Origin of the sequence: Nocardia sp. NPDC058114 (genome assembly GCF_042884695.1) — a bacterium.
Lineage (GTDB): Bacteria > Actinomycetota > Actinomycetes > Mycobacteriales > Mycobacteriaceae > Nocardia.
In genome coordinates this window covers 273,373-295,143 of the sequence record NZ_JBHVTK010000006.1, presented here as the reverse complement: position 1 = coordinate 295,143, position 21,771 = coordinate 273,373, and the positions used below count along the sequence as shown (strand labels likewise).

Annotated in this window: 4 protein-coding genes and 2 pseudogenes; all 6 read right to left on the bottom strand. The window is 67.1% G+C overall.

Annotated features, from left to right (window positions below; genetic code table 11):
- Window positions 1-7 precede the first annotated feature (7 nt).
- Window positions 8-2,926: pseudogene (locus tag ACFVVI_RS23210) on the bottom strand (SDR family NAD(P)-dependent oxidoreductase); the annotation flags it as partial.
- A gap of 180 nt (window positions 2,927-3,106) precedes the next feature.
- Window positions 3,107-9,361, bottom strand: a pseudogene (locus tag ACFVVI_RS23205) (beta-ketoacyl synthase N-terminal-like domain-containing protein); the annotation flags it as partial.
- A gap of 71 nt (window positions 9,362-9,432) precedes the next feature.
- Window positions 9,433-9,858, bottom strand: coding sequence for an acyl carrier protein (locus ACFVVI_RS23200; RefSeq protein WP_387446766.1), 426 nt, complete (start codon window positions 9,856-9,858; stop codon window positions 9,433-9,435).
- Window positions 9,855-12,149 (bottom strand): type I polyketide synthase, encoded by a 2,295-nt coding sequence (locus ACFVVI_RS23195; protein WP_387446765.1) that lies wholly within the window; start codon window positions 12,147-12,149, stop codon window positions 9,855-9,857. Before ACFVVI_RS23195 ends, ACFVVI_RS23200 begins: the two co-directional genes overlap by 4 nt.
- 18 nt (window positions 12,150-12,167) lie before the next feature.
- On the bottom strand, window positions 12,168-17,285 hold the full coding sequence (locus tag ACFVVI_RS23190) for an SDR family NAD(P)-dependent oxidoreductase (RefSeq protein ID WP_387446764.1): 5,118 nt from the start codon (window positions 17,283-17,285) through the stop codon (window positions 12,168-12,170).
- A gap of 22 nt (window positions 17,286-17,307) precedes the next feature.
- Complete coding sequence (locus ACFVVI_RS23185; protein WP_387446763.1) at window positions 17,308-21,768, bottom strand: type I polyketide synthase; 4,461 nt, start codon at window positions 21,766-21,768, stop codon at window positions 17,308-17,310.
- Window positions 21,769-21,771 lie beyond the last annotated feature (3 nt).

The following is a 21,771-nucleotide window of genomic DNA, read 5'->3' as shown; positions in this document are numbered from 1 at the left end:
CGGCGGGCCCGGACGGCGCCTGCTCCAGGATCACGTGCGCGTTGGTACCGCTGAGTCCGAATGACGACACACCGGCACGCCGGGGACGATCGGCGGCCGGCCATTCCCGAGCCTCGGTGAGCAGGCTCACCGCGCCGGCCTCCCAGTCGACGTGGCGGCTCGGCTTGTCCACATGCAGTGTCGCGGGCAGCACGCCGCGCCGGAGGGCCTCCACCATCTTGATGACGCCCGCCAGCCCGGAAGCAGCCTGGGTGTGGCCGATATTCGACTTCACCGAGCCCAGCCACAACGGTCGATCCATGGGGCGATCCTGCCCGTAGCCGGCCAGCAGCGCCTGCGCCTCGATCGGATCGCCGAGCGTGGTACCGGTGCCGTGCGCCTCGACCGCGTCGATCTCGTTCGGCGCCAAGCCGGCATCGGCCAGGGCCGCGCGGATGACCGCCTGCTGCGCCGGGCCGTTCGGTGCGGTGAGGCCGTTGCTGGCACCGTCCTGATTGACCGCCGAGCCGGCCACCACCGCCAACACGGGATGACCCAACCGCTCCGCGTCCGAAAGGCGCTCCAACACAACAACACCCACGCCTTCGGAGAATCCGGTGCCGTCGGCCGCATCCGAGAACGCTTTGCATCGGCCGTCCGGCGCGAGCCCCCTCTTGCGCGAGAATCCGATGAACACCCCCGGCGACGCCATGATCGTGGCGCCGCAGGCCAACGCCATCGAGCATTCACCTGACCGGAGTGCCTGTGCGGCCAGATGGAGTGAGACCAGCGACGACGAGCACGCTGTATCGACCGTCAACGCGGGGCCCTCCAGCCCGAGGAAATAGGCGATCCGACCGGAGCCCAAGCTGAGTGTGGAGCTCTCGCCCAGATACGCCTCGGCTTCGGGCGGCGCGTTGTTCAGCAGGCGGGCCGCATAGTCCGCGTAGGTGATGCCGGCATATACCCCGGTCGCGCTGCCCCGCAGTGATTCCGGGTCGATCCCGGCACGCTCCAGCGCTTCCCACGACACCTCGAGCAGCAACCGCTGCTGCGGATCCATCGCCAGCGCCTCCCGCGGGCTGATCCGGAAGAAGTCGGCGTCGAACCCGGCCACGCTGTCGAGGAAGCCACCGGCGCGAGCGTAGGTCGTACCGGTGTGATCGGGATCCGGATGATAGAGATCGGCCAGGTTCCACCCGCGGTCTTCGGGGAATGCGCTGAGCACATCGCGCCCCTGGGTAACTATCTCCCACAGTTCGTCGGCGGAATCCGCCCCGCCGGGATACCGGCAACTGCTGCCCACGATGACAATCGGATCATCGCGGTCCGGCCGAACCATCCGGCTCGCCGACGGAGGTGTCGAGGGCCGCGGCGCGATCTCGGCCGTCAGGTGACGGGCCAGTGCCGCCGGAGTCGGGTAGTCGAACACCGCGGTCACCAGCAGCCGGACGCCTGTTGCCCGCTGGAGCCGGTTGCGGAATTCCACCGCGCTGAGTGAATCGAACCCGAGCTCTGTGAACGAACGATCGACGTGCACCGACCGCTGCTCGGACCCGAGCACGGCACTGGCGTGTTCGACGATCGACGCCAGCATCTGCTGTTCCCGTTCGGCGGCGGTGGCGCCGGTGGACACGGTATCGGCGGTCGGTCGCTCCACGTGAGCCGCTCGCCGGGTGGGCACCAGGGCGCGGACCAGCGCTGGGACATCGTCGAGCGCCGCGAGGGCGGCGGTGTCGATCCGCGCGGTCACCACGACTGCGCGCGTGGCAGCCATCGCCGTATCGAACAGTCGCAAGCCCTCCTCGGCGGACAGCGCGACCATGCCGCTTCGACTCAGCCGGGCCCTGTCCCGATCGTCGAGGTGACCGGTCATCTCGCTCGCCTGGTCCCACTGCCCCCAGGCCATCGAGATCGCGGGCAGACCCCGGTGCCGCCGATGCTGCGCCAACGCGTCCAGAAAGACGTTCGCAGCCGCGTAGTTCGCCTGACCGTGCGTGCCCACCACACCCGCCATCGAGGAGAACAACACGAATGCGGCCGGATCCGCGTCGAGGGTGAGCTCGTGCAAGTGCCACGCGGCGTCTACCTTCGGCCGCATCACCGTGTCCAGCCCCGCCGGGGTCACCGCATCGAACACGGCATCGTCGAGGACTCCGGCCGCGTGAATCACGGCCGTCAACGGGTGCTGCGCCGGGATTCCCGCCAAGACGGCCGCCAGGGCGTCCCGATCGGCGACGTCACAGGCGACCAGGGTGACACTGGCACCCAGCGCCCCCAATTCCTCGGTGACGGCCTCCGCGGCTGCCGCCGCCTGTCCTCGCCTACTGATGAGCAGCAGATTCCTGGCACCGTATTCGGACACCATGTGCCGGGCCAGCAGCGTGCCGAGCATTCCGGTCCCGCCGGTGATCAGGACCGTTCCGTCCGGGTCGATCGGCCGGGGCACCGTCAGTACGAGCTTTCCGACGTGCCTCGCCTGCGCCATGAACCGATACGCCGCGGGCGCTTCACGCAGATCCCAGGTGCGAATCGGCAACGGCGCCAACGCACCCGAGTCGAACAGCGCGACGATCTCACACAACATCTGCTGCAGCCGATCCGGATCGGCCCGGGTCAGATCGAACGCGCGATAGCGGACTCCGGCGTATGTGGCTGCCACATGTTCGGGATCGCGAAGATCGGCCTTGCCCATTTCGATGAATGTGCCGCCGGGCGCCATCAGCCGCAACGACGCGTCCAGCAGGTCACCCGTGAGTGAATTGAGCACGGCATCCGCTCCGGCGGAACCGAACTGCGCGCGGCACCGGTCCTCGAATTCGAGAGTGCGTGACGAGGCGATGTGCTCGTCGTCGAATCCCATGTCCCGCAACGTGGCCCACTTGCCGGGGCTGGCGGTGGCGAAGACCTCCAGCCCCCGATGCCGCGCCAGCGCGACCGCGGCCATCCCGACACCGCCGGTCGCGGCGTGCACGAGAATGCGCATCCCCGCGCGGAGGTCCGCGAGTTCGGTCAAGGCGTAGTGGGCGGTGAGGAAGGCCGCCGGAATCGCGGCGGCCTGGGCGAAGGTCAGCCCGGCGGGAATCGGCACCACCGTACGGCGATCGGCCACCGCCACCGAACCGGCGCCGGCGAACAATCCCATCACCCGTTCTCCGGGCGCGAGATCGGTCACCTCCTCCCCCACCTCGAGGACCACGCCCGAGCCTTCGGCACCCACCGCGATGCCCGGGTCGGGGTAGGTGCCGAGCGCGATCAGCACATCGCGGAAGTTCATACCGTTGGCACGCACACCCAGGCGCACCTCGCGTGGACCGAGCCGCCGATCCGCTGCCGTCCACGGCCGCAAGGCCAGGTTGTCCGCGTCCAGCGTGCCGGTACCGAGGGTGACCAGTCCCCAGGCGGCGCTCCCGGCGGGCGCGCTGAGGGTGGACTGTCCGTTGTCCCTGATCAGCCGGGGTGCCAGTACCGCACCGTCACGCCATGCCACCTGTGGCTCGTCGACCGCCAGCGCCGCGGACACCGCGGTGTCGACCTGTGTCCAATCCTCGACATCGACCAGCACGATCTGCCCGGGATTCTCCGTCTGGGCCGAGCGCAGCAATCCCCACACCGGCGCGCGGCTCAGATCGACCACGTCCTCGCCGTGGACCGACACCGCCCGGCACGTCACCACCACGAGCGGGGCATCCGGGCCGGTCGACAGCCACCGCCGCACCCGTTCGAGCACCGTGGCGACCGCGGTCCGCGTCGATGCCGCCAGGTCGGCCGGGACACCGTGCGGCGCATCGGGCGGTCGCACCGTCAAGACCGTCCGCGCCACGGTTTCGGTGCGCCCCGGCGACGGAAGCGGCACCCATTCGACCGCGAATTGCGATCCCGGTCCGGAGACGGTCGATGTGAACTGCGACAACGACATGTCCCGCACCGCAAGAGATTCGATCGAGGCCACCGGCGCGCCCGAGGGATCGGCCATCCGCACCCGCACCTGCCGGTCTCCGCTGCGGGTCAGCTGCACCCGCAGCGCGGTCGCGCCGACCGCGTGTATCGACACCCCGGACCAGGAGAAGGGCAGCAGCACGAACCCGTCCGCCGGCTCTAACCCGGCCAACGCGATGACCTGCACCGCCGCGTCCCACAGCGCAGGGTGGAGCGCGTACGGGCCGACGTCCTCCGGCTCCGGCAACACCACCTCCGCGAACACCTCGTCCGCGCCGCGCCGCCACGCCGCGCGCACACCCTGGAACGCCGGACCGTACTCGTATCCCCGCTCGGCGAGGTCAGCGTAGAAACGCCCGATATCGGACTCGACCGCGCGCGCCGGCGGCCACTGGGCCAGTTCGGGCATCGTCGGCGCCGAGGTCTGTGGCGACAACTCCCCGGACGCATGGCACACCCAGGGTCGCTCGCCGTCCTCTGTCCTGCCCTCCTCGCGCGAGTACACCGACACCGAACGCATCCCACCCTGCTGCGGACCGCCGACCACGACTCGCAGGTAGGCGCCTCCCACAGCGGGCACCACCAACGGCGCGTGCAGCACGAGTTCGGCGACTACCGGACAGCCCACCTCGTCACCTGCTCGCACGGCCAGCTCCACGAGGGCCGCACCGGGCATCAGGACCGAGCCACCCACGGTGTGATCACGAAGCCAGCCGGCCGACGCCATGGCCACCCTGCCTGCCACCACCACACCACCGGAATCCGGTTGCGCCACCACCACATCCAGGAGCGGGTGACCGATCGTGGACAGCCCCGACCTGCTCGTGCCGATTCCCTTCGGCTCGGTCCAGTACGACTGCGGATCCCAGGCGTACGTGGGCAGATCGGCGCGGCCGGACGCGGGCATCAGAGGTGTCCAGTCCAGCCCGAAACCGCTGACGTACAGTTGCGCCACCGCACGATCGTGACAACGTGGACCGCTTTCGCCTCGGCGCAGGGAGCCGACCGCGACGACCGCGCGATCACACTCCGCGGCAACGGTTTCGACGGCCGTGGTCAAGCTCGGATGCGGGCTCGCCTCGACGAAGAATCGGTAGCCGTCGCCGATCATCCGCTCGATCGTGTCGGCGAAACGGACCGGCTCGCGCAGATTGCGATACCAGTAGTCCGGCGCCAGCGGCTCGGCGGGCAGTGGCTCCGCGGAGACTGTCGAGTACCAGGTGATCGAGGCCGGAAGGGCAACGATCCCCGCCAGCTCGGCAGCCAGTGGCTCCCGCAGCGGGTCCATGTCCGAGCAGTGCGATGCGTAGTTCACCGCCAGCAGACGGCAGAAGACGTTCTCCTGCTCCAGTTCGGCCAGCAGGGCCGTCACGGCCTCGCGGTCACCGGTCAGCACGGTGGAGGCGCCACTGTTCACCGCGGCCACCGACACCCCGCCACCCAGCCTCGCTTCCAGTGCCGCGGCAGGCAATCCGACCGCCGCCATCGCACCACCGCTGACGGTCGACAAGGCCCGGCTGCGCCGGGTGATCACGGCTGCCGCGGCCGCCAGCCCGATGGCACCGCCGACATAGGCCGCGGCGATCTCACCCTGGCTGTGGCCTACCACCGCGTCCGGCAGCACGCCGGCCGCCTGCCACATCGCGGCCAGCGACACCATCACCGCGAACAGCATCGGCTGCACGACATCATCGTCACGCAGCGGGGGCGCGTCCGCATCACCACACAGCACACCCACCGCCGACCAGCCGGTGTGGGGGCGCAACGCGTCGTCGCAACGTGCGAATTCGGCTCGGAACACCGGGGATTGCGACCACAGATCCCGGCCCATCCGCAGCCACTGGGATCCTTGCCCAGGAAATACGAACGCCACCTTGCCCGAGATCACCGCGTCCTCGGGCCCCACCGTGTTCGGCGCGGGCTCGCCCAGCGAGACTGCCCGAAGTCCCTCGAGCAACTCCGCACGATCGGCGGCCACGACCACTGCCCGGCGCTCGAAGTGCGTGCGGTGCAGGGCGAGTGATCGCGCCACCGACGGCAGAGCGAGGCCCGGATCCGATTCCACCAGGCCGATCAGGCGCTCGAGCTGACCGCGCAGTGCGGCATCACTGCGGGCCGAGAGGGGGAACAAGGTCGCGCTGCCCGCGCCGTCCGGTTCGACAGCCGCGGGTGGCGCCTCCTCGAGGACGACATGCGCGTTGGTGCCGCTGATCCCGAACGAGCTCACCCCGGCCCGCCGCGGCCGGTTACCGCGAAGCCACCGCGCGGGCCGATTCTGCACCGCGACACCGCTCGTCTCCCAGTCGATCCGCTCGGTCGGATGCTCGGCGTGCAGCGAAGCAGGCACTGTCTCGTGCCGCAGCGCGAGCACGGTCTTGATCACGCCGACGATCCCGGCCGCTGCCTGGCTGTGCCCGAGGTTGGACTTCGCCGAACCCACCCCCATCGGACGCCCCGGTTCGCGACCGGTACCGAATACCCTTGCCAACGCCCGCATTTCGATCGGATCGCCGAGGGTGGTGCCGGTGCCGTGCGCCTCCACGTAGTCGATGTCGGCCGCGTGCAGACCCGCCGCGGCCAGCGCCGCGCGCATGACCCGTTCCTGCGCGATACCGTTCGGAGCGGTCAGGCCCTGGCTGCGACCGTCCGAGTTGACGGCCGACCCCCGAAGCACCGCCAGCACCGGATCGCCGTCGCGCACGGCGTCGTCCAGGCGCTTGAGCATCACCACGCCGCAACCTTCGCCCCACACCATGCCGTCGGCGTCGGCGGAGAACGGCCTGCACACCCCAGACGGCGACATCGCACGCAGCCTGCTGAACTCAACGTGGGTCTCGGGGCCCACCAACACCGTGGCCCCACCCGCGAGGGCCTGATCACATTCACCCGCCCGCAGTGCCTGCGCGGCCAGATGCAGCGCCACCAGCGACGACGAACACGCCGTGTCGATGGTCACCGCCGGGCCGTGCAGGCCCAGCTGGTAGGCGATCCGGCCGGCCGCGACACTGGTCGCCGAACCGGTGCCCACATAACCGTCGAGCTGAGCCAGCGCCGCGCCGGCGAGGTAGGTGCTGCTGTAGAGCCCGAGATACACCCCGGTCGACGTACCGCTCAATGCGCGAGGATCACACCCGGACCGTTCGATCGCCTCCCAGCTGGTCTGCAACAGCAGCCGCTGCTGCGGGTCCATCGCCGCGGCTTCCCGCGGCGTGATGCCGAAGAAGGCGGCGTCGAACTCGGCGATCCGCTCGAGAAAACCGCCCCGCAGCGTGTATGCCGTGCCCGCGACGTCGGGGTCCGGATGGTACAGCCCGTCGAGGTTCCATCGACCCGACGGCACCTCGCCGACTACGTCTGTCCCGTCGGCCAGCAGCTTCCAGAATGCTTCCGGATCGTCTGCTCCGCCGGGCAATCGGCATGCCATCCCCACAATCGCCACGGCACTGTCGCCGGTGTCGGGCTGTTCGTCGGCTCGTGGTGTGGCCGCCTCAGCGAGGACGGTGCCGAGGGCGGTGATAGTCGGATATTCGAAGATCACACTCGGATCGACATCCCGGCCGATGCTTTCGGCCAAACTCGCCGTGAGCCGGACCAAACTGCTGGAGCCCAAACCGAATTCGGCCAGCGGACGATCGACGTCGATCCGGTCCTGGTGCAGGCCGGTCTCCTGCGCCACCGCGGCGATCAGCCACGCCTCGATCTGCGCCGCCGAAGCCGTGTCGGCGATGCGTCGAGTCTCCAGGTTCTCCGCTGCCGCAGCGCCTGCCGGAACCTCGACCGTGTCCAGTTCGCCGTCGAGATAGGCTGTGCGGCAAGCCCGGCGCTGGACCTTGCCGCTACTCGTCTTCAAGATCGTTCGCGGGCGGATCAGCACGACATCGTGGATGGCGATGGCGTGTTCGGTAGCAACGGCGCCGCGGACAGCTGCCCGGATGTAGTCCAGCTCGTCCGCCTCGGTCGCCGCCACTTCGACGACCAGTACCAGCCGCTCCCCGACATCGCCCGTGTCCACGGGGAACGCCGCGACGCAGCCCGGACGCACCGAGCCGTGCGCGGATTCGGCCGTCAACTCGATGTCCTGCGGGTAGTGGTTCTTGCCGTCGATGATCAGCAGATCCTTGCTCCGCCCCGCGACGAACAATTCGCCCGCGGAAAGGAATCCGAGATCGCCGGTCCGCAGAAAACGACCCCGACCGTCGACGAGGACGCCGCCGAACACCTCGGCCGTCTTGTCCTCGTCGTTCAGATACCCTGCCGCCACACTGTCGCCGGACACCCAGATCTCGCCGACTTCGCCGTCGCGGCACTCCACGCCTCGCTCGGGATCCACGATCGCGAGCGTGACACCTCGGGGCGGGTAACCCACCCCGACCACCTCACGTGACCGGGCGGGGTCGGCATCGGTGGAATGTTTCACCACTGTCGGTGCGCGATCGACCGGAGCGCCCGTCACGAGCAGCGTGGCCTCGGCCAAGCCGTAGACCGGCTGGAATGTCTCCGGCCGAAACCCCGACGGTGCGAACGCGTCCGCGAATCGGCGCAGTGTGCCTGCGCGCACCGGCTCCGCCCCGTTGAACGCCACCCGCCATCGGCTCAGGTCCAGCTGTTCTGCCAGTTCGGCGGTGACTCGCCGTGCGGCCAGTTCGTAGCCGAAGTTGGGACCGCCGCTGGTGTGCGCCCGAAAGTGCGATACCGCGTGCAGCCACCGCTCCGGCTTCTGCAGAAAGTGCAACGGAGAGAACAGAACTGCATCGACCCCCAGATACACCGTCTGCAACACCGGCCCGATCAGCCCCATGTCGTGATACACCGGCAACCAGCTGACGAACAACGAACCGTTCCACGACGCCACCCGCTCGGGGGTGTGGTCCATGGCCTCGGCGATCGCCTGCTGATTGTGCAGGAGGTTGCGGTGGGTGACGACGACGCCTCGCGGTGCACTCGTAGAGCCCGACGTGTACTGCAGAAAGGCGACCGTTTCCGGGCCCACCCCGGGATCGGACCAGGTCGACGCGATATCGCCGGGAACTTCGTCGGTCGCGATCCATCGCAGCCTCGCCAGTTCCGGCACCTGCTCGACCACCGCGCCGAGCGCATCGATGACCGATCGGGTGGTCAGCACCACCTGGATGTCGGCGTCCGCGATGACCTGACGCAACCGGCGCAACGCCCGATCGACCTCGTGCCGCTGTGGCAACGGCACCGGCACCGCCACCACGGCACCGGCAAGGCAGCCGAAGAAGCCCGAGAGGAACTCGATCCCCGGTGGGTACAGCAACAACGCCCGCCGATGCGCGAAACCCTCGGCCTGCAACCGTGCCCCGATCGCCATGGCCCGGCGTTCCAGGTCGGCGTAGGTCAGTTCATCGATGTCACCGCCGATGTCGCCCGTTTTCAGGAATCGGAAGGCGAGACCAGATCCTTGCTCCGCCTTCCGCAGCATCAACAGATCCAAAAACGAACCGAACATATGCGCACCCATTCAAATCAAGCTGCGAAAAGAGTTCGCAGTACTCACTCGGTCTCCCCGTGACCATCCCCGCCGGCATCCTCATCCAGCAGTCGGAGCAGTTCCTCTATGTCTTCCAAACTTTCCCCGGCATCCTCGTCCCCGGGATCCGATGCTTCGGTCATCTCGGTCGAGTCACCGTCGCTGATCTCACTGAACAGGTGACGGGCCAGCAGATCGATTGTCGGATAGTCGAAGACGACTCCGGCCGACACCGCGACGCCGAGCCATCGACTCAGCTCATCCGACATCCGCACGCCTTGCAGCGACGTCAATCCCAGCTCCGCGAACGGCACGGTGGTATCGATCTCCGCGCGTGGTACCGCCAGCTTCTCCGCGAGTGCACCGATGAACCAGGAACGGATTTCTCGCTCACCGGGAATATTCACCGGCCGCGAACCGGACGAGGCGCCCGACGAGTCATGACTCACTTGGATTCCTCATTTCCGAGGGCGATGCCACGCCAATAGCGTTGCCGCTGAAATGCATACGTGGGCAATGCCACCGTGCCCCGCCGTCCGAAGACGGCTCCCCAGTCGACCCGGATCCCTCGAATCCAGCCGCCCGCGACGCCCCGAAGAAGCGCATGCGGTGCGTCGAATCCGATCTCGATGAGGGTGGCTCCCGGACGTGCCAGCACGTCGCGCGCCGGCTCCGGGGTGTACAAGGAGCCGAACGGCCCGGCCGGTTCGCCCGAGGCCGCGAACGATATCGACGGCTCCGCGAGAGCGAAATCGGCCAGTGCCGTGGGCAATTCGTCCGCGGTCGCCAGCGTGCAGGCATCTTTGAACGACAAAACACCAGCGACATGAGCAGCGGTGATCTCACCCAGCGAACTGCCCATCACACAATCCGGCCGCACACCCCAGGATTCCAGCAACCGGACCAGGGCAACCTCCACCGTGAACGGCGCCGCCGGCTGTTCACCGAACTCAGCAGTGACAGCGTCGAACGCGGCGGCGAAAACCGGAAATTCCTCGTACAGCAGCTGTCCCGCACCGGTATCCCGTCCAGCGAAGTGGAAGGTCGTCGTCGCGTCGACGGCCGTTCGGCCGGTGAGAAGCCCCGTCACGGTGGAACCTTCGGCCAATGCCGTCAGTCCGTCAACGAGTTCTTTCCTGTCCCTGCCGAGGACAACGGCCCGGTAGTCGAACGCCGATCGTGTCGTCGCCAGCGAATAACCGATATCGACCGGATCCAACTCCGGGTGCCGCTGCACATGAGCGAGCAGCTTCGCCGACTGCGCCATCAGGGCCGCGTCACTCTTGGCCGAAATCACCCACGGAATCACCGAGAGCACGGCCGAATCTGTCGCGTCGACAGGAACGCCCGAGGGAACCTGCTCGAGAATCACATGCGCGTTGGTGCCGCTGATTCCGTAGGACGATACTGCGGCCCGGCGCGGCCAATCATTGTCCGGCCACGACTGTGTCTCGGTAACCACGTGCACGCCCCCGGTCGACCAGTCCACATGGGGGCTGGGTTCATCGACATGCAGCGTCGACGGCACTGTCTCGCAGCGCATCGCCTCCACCATCTTGATCACCCCCGCGATCCCGGAAGCGAGCTGTGTGTGGCCCATGTTCGACTTGATCGATCCCAGCAGCAACGGCCGATCCTGCTGCCTGCTCTGTCCGTAGGTCGCCAGCAATGCCTGTGCCTCGATCAGGTCCCCCAGCTCGGTACCGGTCCCGTGTCCTTCCACCACATCCACTTCGGCGGCCGGCACCCCGGCGTTGGCCAGCGCCGCGCGGATCACCTGCTGCTGAGCCAGGCCGTTCGGCGCCATGAACCCGTTCGAGGCACCATCCTGATTGACCGCCGAACCACGCACCACCGCCAGCACCTCGTGCCCGAGCCGCCGTGCCTGCGACAAGCGCTCCAGCACCAGCATTCCCACGCCTTCGGCGAAAATCGTCCCGTCGGCGCCCGCCGCGAACGATTTCACCCGCCCGTCTCCGGCCACTCCGAGACCGCCCTCGAACAGCGCGAAGACTCCCGGCGTCGCGAGGACCGAACCGCCCCCGGCCAGCGCCATCGCGCATTCGCCCGAACGCAGGGCCTGCACGGCCGTATGCACGGCCACCAAACCTGACGAACACGCGGTATCCAGGCTTATCGCAGGCCCTTTCAGGCCCAGGATGTACGAGATCCGCCCCGAGGCCAGCGCCGCGACACTTCCGGTCAGATAAGCCGTCGAGTCGGTATCGGCGTACTCCCCCTGCGCCTCCAGGGATCCATAGCCTTGGTCATTGCCCGCGCCGACATAGACGCCGGTGTCGCTGCCGTGCAACGTCCGTGGATCGATCCTGGCGCATTCGACAGCCTCCCACGCCGCTTCCAGCACCAGGCGCTGTTGTGGATCCATCGCCGACGCCTCGGGTGGCGTGATCCCGAAGAATTCGGCATCGAACTCGCCAGGCGCGGTGAGGAATCCGCCGGAACGACTCCGGATCTTGTCGAAATCTATGGGCCCGAGACCATGTCGGACAAGGTTGTCCCACCCGCGATCCGTCGGCCAATCCGTGATGACATCGCGACCGTTCAGAACGGTCTCCCACAGGTCCTGAGGTGATTCGATGCCACCTGGATAGCGGCAGGACATGCCGATGATCGCGATCGGCTCGCGCGACTTCGCCTCGATGTCCCGCAAGCGCTGGCGAGCCTTCTGCAGGTCCTTGACGGCCTTCTTCAGATAGTCCCGGAGCTCGTCCTCCCTCACTGCGAAAGACCTCTCAACTCAGTTGAACGTCGGATCGGAACGGTCCAGATACTCGAATATGGCGTCGTCTTCATCAAAATCTATGTCCTCTTCCGGATCGACCTCACGACTCACAACGACGCTCTCCGGCAATGTCGCCCTGACCCTCCTGGCCATTTCCTCCATACGATCCGCGAAGATCCGGAGGTCTTGATCTTCGAGATCCCCGAGTAGCGAGGTCTCGGCGAGTGAGTCGATCTGACCGAGTATTCGTCTTGCCGGGTTGTCGTCGGGCGCGAGATGCTCGCCGATGTAGCGAGCCAATGCCGAGGGAGTCGGATAGTCGAAGACGGCGGTCGCCGACAGCTTCACACCGGTCGCGGACTGCACTCGATTGCGGAACTCGACCGCGCCGAGCGAGTCGAATCCCAGGTCGGCGAAGGCGGAGTCGGCGGGGATGTCGTCGGGAGAGCCGTGCCCGAGCACAGTGGCCGCGTGCGAGCGGATCGCGTCGAGGAACAGTCGTTCCTTGTCGGCGCGGCTGAGCCCGGCCGATTCAGCCAGCAGCTTCGAGACGGTACCCGAATCGCTGTCGGAAGCTCGTCTGGTTACCCGGACCAGTCCGCGCAGCAGCGGCGGAATGTCGTCCACGTCGACAATCCGCCGGCGAATCGCCTCCAGTTCCATGGGGGCAGGCACGGTCGACGGCAGACCCGTGGCCATCGCCGCATCGAACAGGGCCATGCCCTTGGCGTCCGAAATCGGCGCGAAACCGCCACGCCGCAATCGCTCGAGATCCGCGTCCCGCAGGTGCCCGGTCATCCCGGTGGGCCGCTCCCAGACGCCCCAGGCCATGGCGGTCGCCGGCAAGCCGAGCCGCTGGCGGTGGTGCGCCAAGCCGTCCAGAAAGGCGTTCGCCGCCGCGTAATTCGCTTGGCCGGGACTGCCGAGCACCCCCGCCACTGAGGAGTACATGACGAACGCGTCCAACGGCAGATCGCGAGTCGCCTCGTGCAGATTCCACGTGGCATCCACCTTGGGCAGCAGCGCCCGCTCGACATGCCCTGGCGTCTGCGACGAGAAGACCGCGTCGTCCACCACACCCGCTACCTGAACGACTGCCGTCAGCGGGTGCGACCGATCGATACCCGCCACCAGTGATCGGACCGCGGCAGGGTTCGCCATGTCGCAGGCGACCACCTCGACCCGCGCGCCCAGTTCCGACAATCGCGACGCCAATTCGCCGACCCCCAGGGCGGCAGGCCCGCGGCGTGAAGTCAGCACCAGATGGCGCACACCGCACTCGGCCACCAAATGTTCGGCCAGCCTGCCTCCGAGACCACCGGTGCCACCGGATATGAGCACGGTCCCCTCGGGGTTGCGGCTCCTCGGTATCGACAGGACGTTCTTTCCGACGTGTCTGGCCTGACTCAGGAACCGGCATGCCTCCGGCGCCTGACGCACATCCCACACCGTGACCGGCACCGGCCGCAACGCACCGGTGTCGAACAGGTCGGCCACCTCGACCAAGATTTCGTGAATCCGGTCGGCGCCCGCCTCTGGCAGCATGAACGCGCGGTATTCGACGCCGGGATACCGCGCGGTGATCTGCTCCGCCTCGCGGATATCGGTGACGCCCATTTCGATGAATCGGCCACCGCGTGACAGCAGTTCCAGCGAGGCGTCGATCTTGTCGCCGGTCAGCGAATTGAGAACCACGTCGACTCCCGAGCCGCCGGTGTTCCGGAGGAATTCGGCGGAGAAATCGGTGCTCCGGGTATCGCCGATCCGATCGTCGGAAAATCCCGCGGCACGCAGGACATCCCATTTCGGAACGCTCGCCGTCACGTAGAGATCCAGTCCCCAATGGCGCGCCAGCTGCACAGCGGCCATACCGACACCGCCGGTCGCCGAATGCACCAACACCGACTCGCCCGGCGACGCCTGCGCCAGATCCCGCAGCGCGTAGACCGCGGTCGCGAACACGACGGGCACTCCGGCCGCTTCTTCGAACGTCAGCACTTCGGGAAGACGAACCATCATCCGCTGATCCGCCACCACCGTCGACCCGATCCCCGCGAAGATGCCCATCACCCGATCGCCGGGCGTCAGATCCACCACATCGTCGGCCACCTCGAGCACCACACCGGCACCCTCGCTACCGACCGGAGTGTCCGCAATCGGGTACATCTCCAACGCGATCAGCACATCACGGAAATTCAGGCCGACCGCACGCAAGCCGACCCGAACCTCACCCGCCCGCAACGACGCAGGCGACGAATCATGGGAAGCGGCGATCATGTTGTCGCCGTGCAACGTCCCTCGCCCTCGCGTCACCAGCTGCCAATCGCCGCCGGCGGTGACAAGCTCCGCGGAGCCGAGGACATCTGCGCCGACTCGTACCAGCCGTGGCACGAGTACCTCCCCGTCCCGCACGGCACTCTGATGTTCGCCGCCATGCGAAATCGCGGCGACGACCCCGGTGCGGTATTCCGCAGGATCCCCGACATCGACCAGGACGATCCGTCCGGGGTTCTCGTTCTGGGCACTGCGGACCAGCCCCCACACGGCGGCGCCCACCAGATCATCGACATCCTCGACGCGATGCGTCGCGACCGCACCCGAGGTGACCACGACGGCCGGCGGCGAATCCACCCCCTGCAAGTTCTGCAACAGCGCCAGGACGTCGGTCACACCGGTGCGCACCTGTCGGGCGCCCTCCGCACCGATCTCGGCGAAGAAGCACCGCGCCACCAGGTATTCCCGGCCGTGGACTACGCACCGCTCCAACGGCAGGCCGGTCTCGTCGGCAACGGTCGTCCACTCACCCTGCGGCACAACGGCTTCCTTGGACGGAGCCGCCAACCAGTTGGTCGTGAACAGTGCGTCACCGACCGAAAAGCGCTGCGCCGCCGCACCGAACGAGGCGGGTGAAACATCTCGAACCGTCAGCGCTCCCACCCGCGCCACCGGTCCCCCCGCCGGATCGGACAACTCGATCTCGACACGATCGGAACCCGCGACCCGCAGTCGAACCCGCAGATCGGTGGCGCCGACAGCCGACAGCGAAACGTCCTCCCAGGAGAACGGCAGGCGGACATCTCCGGCGGCGGTTCCGGCACCGAGCGCACCCGTGACCAGCAGCGCGTGCAGTGCGGAATCCAGCAGTGCCGGATGAATGCCGAACCCTTCCACCTCCGCCCGCGCATGCTCCGGCATGCTCACCTCGGCAAACGTCTCGTCCCCACGACGCCACACCGACCGGAGACCCCGGAAGACCGATCCGTATTCGTACCCCGCCTCGGCCAGATCTTCGTACACCTCACCCAGCGGGACCGCCGACGCACCAGCGGGTGGCCACTGCGCCGAATCGCCCGAACTTTCGAAACCCTTACTCTCCGAACGCAATACGCCCGTCGCGTGGCACACCCATGGCGCACCCGAGCCGTGGCCGGGGACCTGGGGGCGGGAGAACACCGTCACCGACCGCTGCCCGGACCCCGTCGGCTCGTCGACGGCGACCTGCAGCTCGACCGCGCCCGAGTCCGGCACCACCAAGGGCGCCTGCAAGATCAGCTCCTCCACTACCGGAGCCTGCACCACACTGCCTGCGTGCAGCGCCAACTCCACGAACGCCGTCCCCGGCAGCAAGATCGCACCACCCACCCGATGGTCGGCCAGCCACGGATGCGTCTGCAACCCCAACCGCCCCGACAGCAACACCCCGCTACCGGCGGCCAGATCGACCACCGCACCCAACATCGGATGACCCGCCGCGGATAGACCGGCCGCGCCGACATCTGTAGTCGTACTCTCGTTCAGCCAGAACGACTTTCGCTGAAAGGCGTACGTCGGCAGGTCGACCCGCCCGGCACCGGTCCCCGCGAAGACAGCCGACCAATCCACACCGACACCGACCACATACGCCTCCGCCACACCGGTGACGAAGGCCGTGTCGGCGTCACGGTTCAGCCGGAGAATCGACGTGACGACCTGCGGTGGCGTGGCATCGCCCGCAGCCGCGAGACTTTCCCGCGTCATCGCGGAAAGCGCGGTGCCGGGGCCGATTTCGAGGAAACTGCCGGCGTTGCCACCTCGGCCCAGGTATTGGGCGCCCGACATGAATCGGACGGGGTCGCGCAGATGCCGAACCCAGTAGTCCGGTGAACCGAGCTGGGTGGGGTCCGCGGGCTTTCCGGTGAGGTTGGAAACGACTTCGATGCCGGGCGCGTGAAAATCGAGGCCGCGGCAGACCGCGGCGAAGTCGGCCAGGACGGGGTCCATTCGCCGGGAATGGAAGGCGTGGCTGGTCCGTAGTCGCTTCGTCTGTGTTCCGGCGGCTGCCAGCGCCTCTTCGAATTCTCCGACCGCGTCGTCGTCGCCGGAGACGACCACCGAGGTGGGTGCGTTCACCGCCGCTATGCCTAGCCTGTCTCCGTAATCCGCCAGCAAGGGTGCCACGAAATCCTCCGCCGCCGATACCGACATCATCGAACCGCCGGCGGGCAGGGATTGCATGAGCCGACCGCGTGCGGCTACCAGGGTGCAGGCATCCTTCAGCGGCAGGACACCGGCGATATGGGCGGCGGTGATCTCGCCCAGCGAATGCCCCATCGCACAGTCCGGCCGCACATTCCAGGAATCGAGCAGCCGGAAGAGCGCCACCTCCACCGCGAACAGCGCGGCCTGCGTATACACGGTCTGATGCAGCAACTCGGCGGTGCCGGAGCCGGGGTCGGCGAAGATCACCTCGCGCAGCGAAGTCTCGAGTTCTCCGTCGAACTCGGCACAGATGGCGTCGAACGCCTTGGTATAGACCGGATACCGATCCCAGAGCAGGCGCCCCATACCCGACGATTGGCTGCCCTGGCCCGGGAACAGAAAAACGGTCTTGGCCCCGACCGTCGTACGGCCGGTCACGAGTCCGGGCGCGGTGGCGTCCTGGGCCAAGGCCGTGAGTCCGGCGACGAGTTCGTCCTTGTCCCTGCCCAGAACGACAGCCCGGTGATCGAACGTGGATCGCGTCGTCACCAGCGAATAGCCGATATCGACCGGGTCCAGCCCGGGGTGTCGCTCCACGTGAGCCAGCAGTTTCGCGGCCTGCGCGGTCAACGCGGCAGCACTCTTGGCCGAAATCACCCACGGAACGACCGGCACCGCAACACGGTCGGGCCCGCCCCTATTCGCCATCGACACCCGGCCGACCCTCCCCGACCAACTCCAGGAAAATCGACACCCAATCCTGGAGCAGCGACCTTGCCTCCGCTGCGTCGATCCGGGCGGCGTGGTAGATCACCCGGAACGAGATCTCGGCGCCGGGAATCACCATCACCCAGAGCGGGACGTTCGATCGGAGGTGAACGTCGACATCCTCGAACGACACATCGGCGAAGCCGACGTCCAGACCTTCGTATGCGTGGACCGCGACCGACACCGCGGTCTCGAACAGTGGACGCCCCGCGGGCACGCCCGACCACTGCGCCAGGTCAGGCGGTGCGACATGCTCGAAACTCCTGAGCGAGGTGACATGGGACTGGAGTTGTCGCAGCCATTCTCCGGTGGGAACCGACGGATCGAAGTGAACGCGCAGCGGGACCACGTTCGAGAACGCACCGACGATCTGCTCCATGCCGGCCGAGGGACCGAACCTCCCGGATACGGCCGCGCCGATGGTGACGTCCGATTCGCCGCTGTGCCGCTCGACGACGCCCGCCCACGCCCCGTAGGCAGCGGTCGCCAAAGTTACGCGCTGAGCACGCAGGCTTTCGGTGACGTGTGCCGTCTGCGCGGCGGTGAGTCCGACGGCGACAACCGGCTGCGCGTCTCCCTCCCCGCAGGCTGCGGGGGCTTCCGCGGGACGGATCTCCTTCAGCGCGTTGGACCTCATGCCGTTCAGCTCGGCGCGCCAGAACTCCTCGGCGGAATCGCCGTCGAGTTCGTGAACCCACGAAATGTAGTCCCGGAACGGCCGAGCGGCCTTCGGCGCGCTCAGTCTTCCCGCCTTCAGACCTTGGTATCGGGCGGCGGTTTCCGCGACGACCATGGCGAAAGATGTGCCGTCGAGGAGCATCCGATGATGCGTCCACACGATTCGGTGGCGGTCCTCGGATACCTTGACGATCGTGATCCGAACGAGGGGCGCCGAGGCGAGGTCGAAGCCCTGCCCCCGATCCCGGGCAATGAATTCGCTCTCGCGCTTCCCCCCATCGTGGCTGTCCGATGCCGTCACGTCTTCGACGACGAACGGAATTGTCGCGCTGCGGCGAACCACCTGAACAGGCTCGGCATCCCCGTTCCACGCAATCGACGTTCTCAAGGCAGGGTGCCGGTCGACCACCCGCTGTGTCGCATCGCGAAACAGTTCGACGTCGAGTGGGCCGACCAACGTCGCCACCAACTGTTCGAGGAAGACACCGGCGCCCCCGGCTGCGAGCACGTATCGCAGCGTGTCCTTCTGTACCGGAGACAGCGGATAGATATCTTCGATCTCGCTGACGGGCACGGGTGTTCCCGGTCGATGTCCGCTCAGCTGACCGGCGATCCCGGTGAGTTCGCGGTCGGTGAACTTCGCCGGTGTGCCTGTGTCGGCGACCGAATCCGCCGCTTGTGCATCGGGTGTGGCCGCGCTCTCGCTGCCCTCACTCGACAACGACCGCTCGTACACGGCCCGCGCCAGCAATCGGATCGTCTGATTCTCCAACAGATCCTGTGGTTCGATATCCGCCCCGGACTCCAGCGCTCGTCGGACGAATCCGACGGCCATGAGCGAATCGACGCCGAGATCGAAGAAGTTCGTGTCGAGATCGAGGTGGTCTACACCGATCACTTCGTTCGCGATCTCGCTGAGCATGATCTCGATCGCCCGGACGCCGCCCACGTCTTCGGCGTTCTCGCTCGGGGCCGAGACCCGTCCGGACACGTCCCGCTTCGGTTCGGTGGCGTCGGCTCCTCCTGAGTCGCCGGTGACAACGTGGGCGGCGTCGATCCAATAGCGGTCACGTGCGAACGGATACGCCGGCAACGAAGCCCAGCGCGGAGCGGCGCCCGAATACCGCGGGGACCAATCGATACCCACTCCGGCAGTCCACAGCAGGCCGAGTGCGCCGAGGAAGACGTCGTGATCGTTCGCGTTCTCCGACGGTCGGCGCATGAGGCGCACAACGTGATTGTCCTCGGTCCAACTCTGGTGCCGCTTCACGGATGCGCTCAGCGATCCGCCGGGTCCGACCTCCACGAACACGTAGCCGGCCGTGTCCAGGGCATGTTCGACATTGTCCTTGAACCGGACGGTAGCGCGGATACTCTGCGCCCACGTGGCCGGATCGGTCGCTTCCACCGCTGACATCCACGAACCGGATCTGTTCGACAACAACGGGATCTTCGGTTCGGCGAGCGGCAGGTCCCGGAGTGCATCGTGGAACTTCGGCACCACTGGCTCCATCAGGCCCGAATGGAATGCGTGCGAGACATCCAATCGGCGGGTCAGAATTCCCCGGCCCGCCGACCAGCGTTCGAACTCCTCGATGCGCGGAGTCGACCCCGATACCACGCATTGGTGCGGGTCGTTGATCGCGGCGACATCCAGCTCCGGCCCCAGCCCGTCCTCGATCCCGCCGACCGCAGACGCGACAGCGAGCATCGCGCCCATCGGCGCGGCATGCATCAGCTCAGCGCGCGCGACCACAGCCCGGATCGCCGTGCCGAGATCGAAGACACCGGCTACCGTGCCTGCCACATATTCACCGATGCTGTGCCCGACCAACGCCGCGGGCCGGACGCCGTACGACTCCAGGAGCTTCGCCAAGGCGTACTCGACGCTGAAGATCGCCGGCTGCGCGTAGCAGGTCCGGTTCAATTGCGTGGTGTCCGAGCCGAATACCGCCGAGCGAATATCGCGACCCGACAGTCTGTGGAACTCGTCGACACAACGGTTGAAGGTCTCGGCGAAAACCGGCTCCGATTCCACCAGGTCCCGGGCCATCCCCAGGTGCTGAGTTCCTTGGCCGGGGAACAGGAAGGCAACCGCTGCGTCCGGGTCGAGCACGATCTTGGGCTCGTTTCCGCGACCGGCCAAGGCCTGCGTCGCCGAAGCCCGGTCGTTCACCACGGTGGCTACTCGCACCTGATGGGGCTTTCGTCCCTTGTCGAGGGTGTACGCCACATCGAGAAGGTCGAGTTCCGGGCTCGAATTCAGGTGCGCGGCCAGGCGCCCTTGTGATTCCACGAGGGCCTCATGGGTGTGCGCCGACAGCAACAGCACCTGCGGCCCGGAACGGGACGGCGCAGCGGCGACGACGGGGGCCTCCTGCACCACGACGTGCGCGTTCGTTCCGCCCACTCCGAACGAACTCACGCCGGCGTATCGAAGGCCGTCCCAATCCCACGGGCGATACTCTGTCGGTGCCACGAAAGGACTGCGATCGAGCCGCAGTTCGGGATTGGGCTTTTCGAAATGCAGCGTCGGCGGAATCGCTCGGTTCTTCAGGCACAGTACGGTCTTGATCAGACCGACTACACCCGATGCCACCTCGAGGTGTCCGATATTGGACTTGACGGAGCCTATATAGCATGGCGCCGACCGCTGTTTCCTCGATATCTCGAAAGCCCGGCGCAGTGCGTCCAGCTCGATGGGGTCTCCCAGCGGCGTCCCGGTGCCGTGGGCTTCGATATAGCTGATATCGGACGAGTCGACACCGGCGACAGCCTGTGCTTCGGCGATGACGTCCGCCTGGGCCGCGACATTGGGCGCTGTGAACGCCATCTTCCGGGACCCGTCGTTGTTGACGGCGGAACCGGCGATCACCGCGTGGACGGTGTCATTCGCCGCCAGCGCGTCCTCGAGCCTCTTCAGAACCACGATGCCTGCACCGCTACCGAAGACGGTACCGTCGGCCCTGGCATCGAAGGGCCGGCAATGTCCGCTCGCCGATGCCATGGATCCCGGTTCGTAGAAGTATCCGACGTGGTGCGGTATCCGAAGCGATACGGCGCCCGCGAGCGCCATGTCACATTCGTTCGACAGCAGGCTCTGACACGCCATGTGCACAGCCACCAGGGAAGAGGAGCACGCCGTCTGCACGGTCAGGCTGGGGCCTCGGAGATTGAACTGGTGGGACAGCCTGGTTGCCAGATAGTCCTTGTCGTTGTGAATCAATAGGTTGAGCAGCTCTGCGTTCGCTCCCTGAGCGATCGATTCGCGCAGGTCACCGTGCGAAAGCAGGTTGTGCAGCAGGTAACCGCTGGCCGCGCTGCTGCCGAACACTCCTATCGCGCCGTCGTACCGGTACGGATCACAGCAGGCGTCCTCGAGCGCCTTCCAGGCCGTCTGCAAGAACATCCGGTGTTGCGGATCCATGATCCGTGCCGCTCGCGGCGTGAACCCGAAGAATTCGGCGTCGAACTTGTCGATGTCTGCCAGAATCGGGGCACGCCGCACATAATTCGGACGTTTGAACACCGCTTCCGGAACTCCCGACCCGATCAGCGTATCGTCGGAGATATCGATAATGGATTCGCGACCATGACGAAGATTTTCCCAAAATTCTTCCACTGACTCGGCGCCGGGAAATTTCCCGGCGATACCGACGATCGCAATCGAGTTCTCGATACCGGAATCGGCCGCTACTGTCACCTTACTCACGCA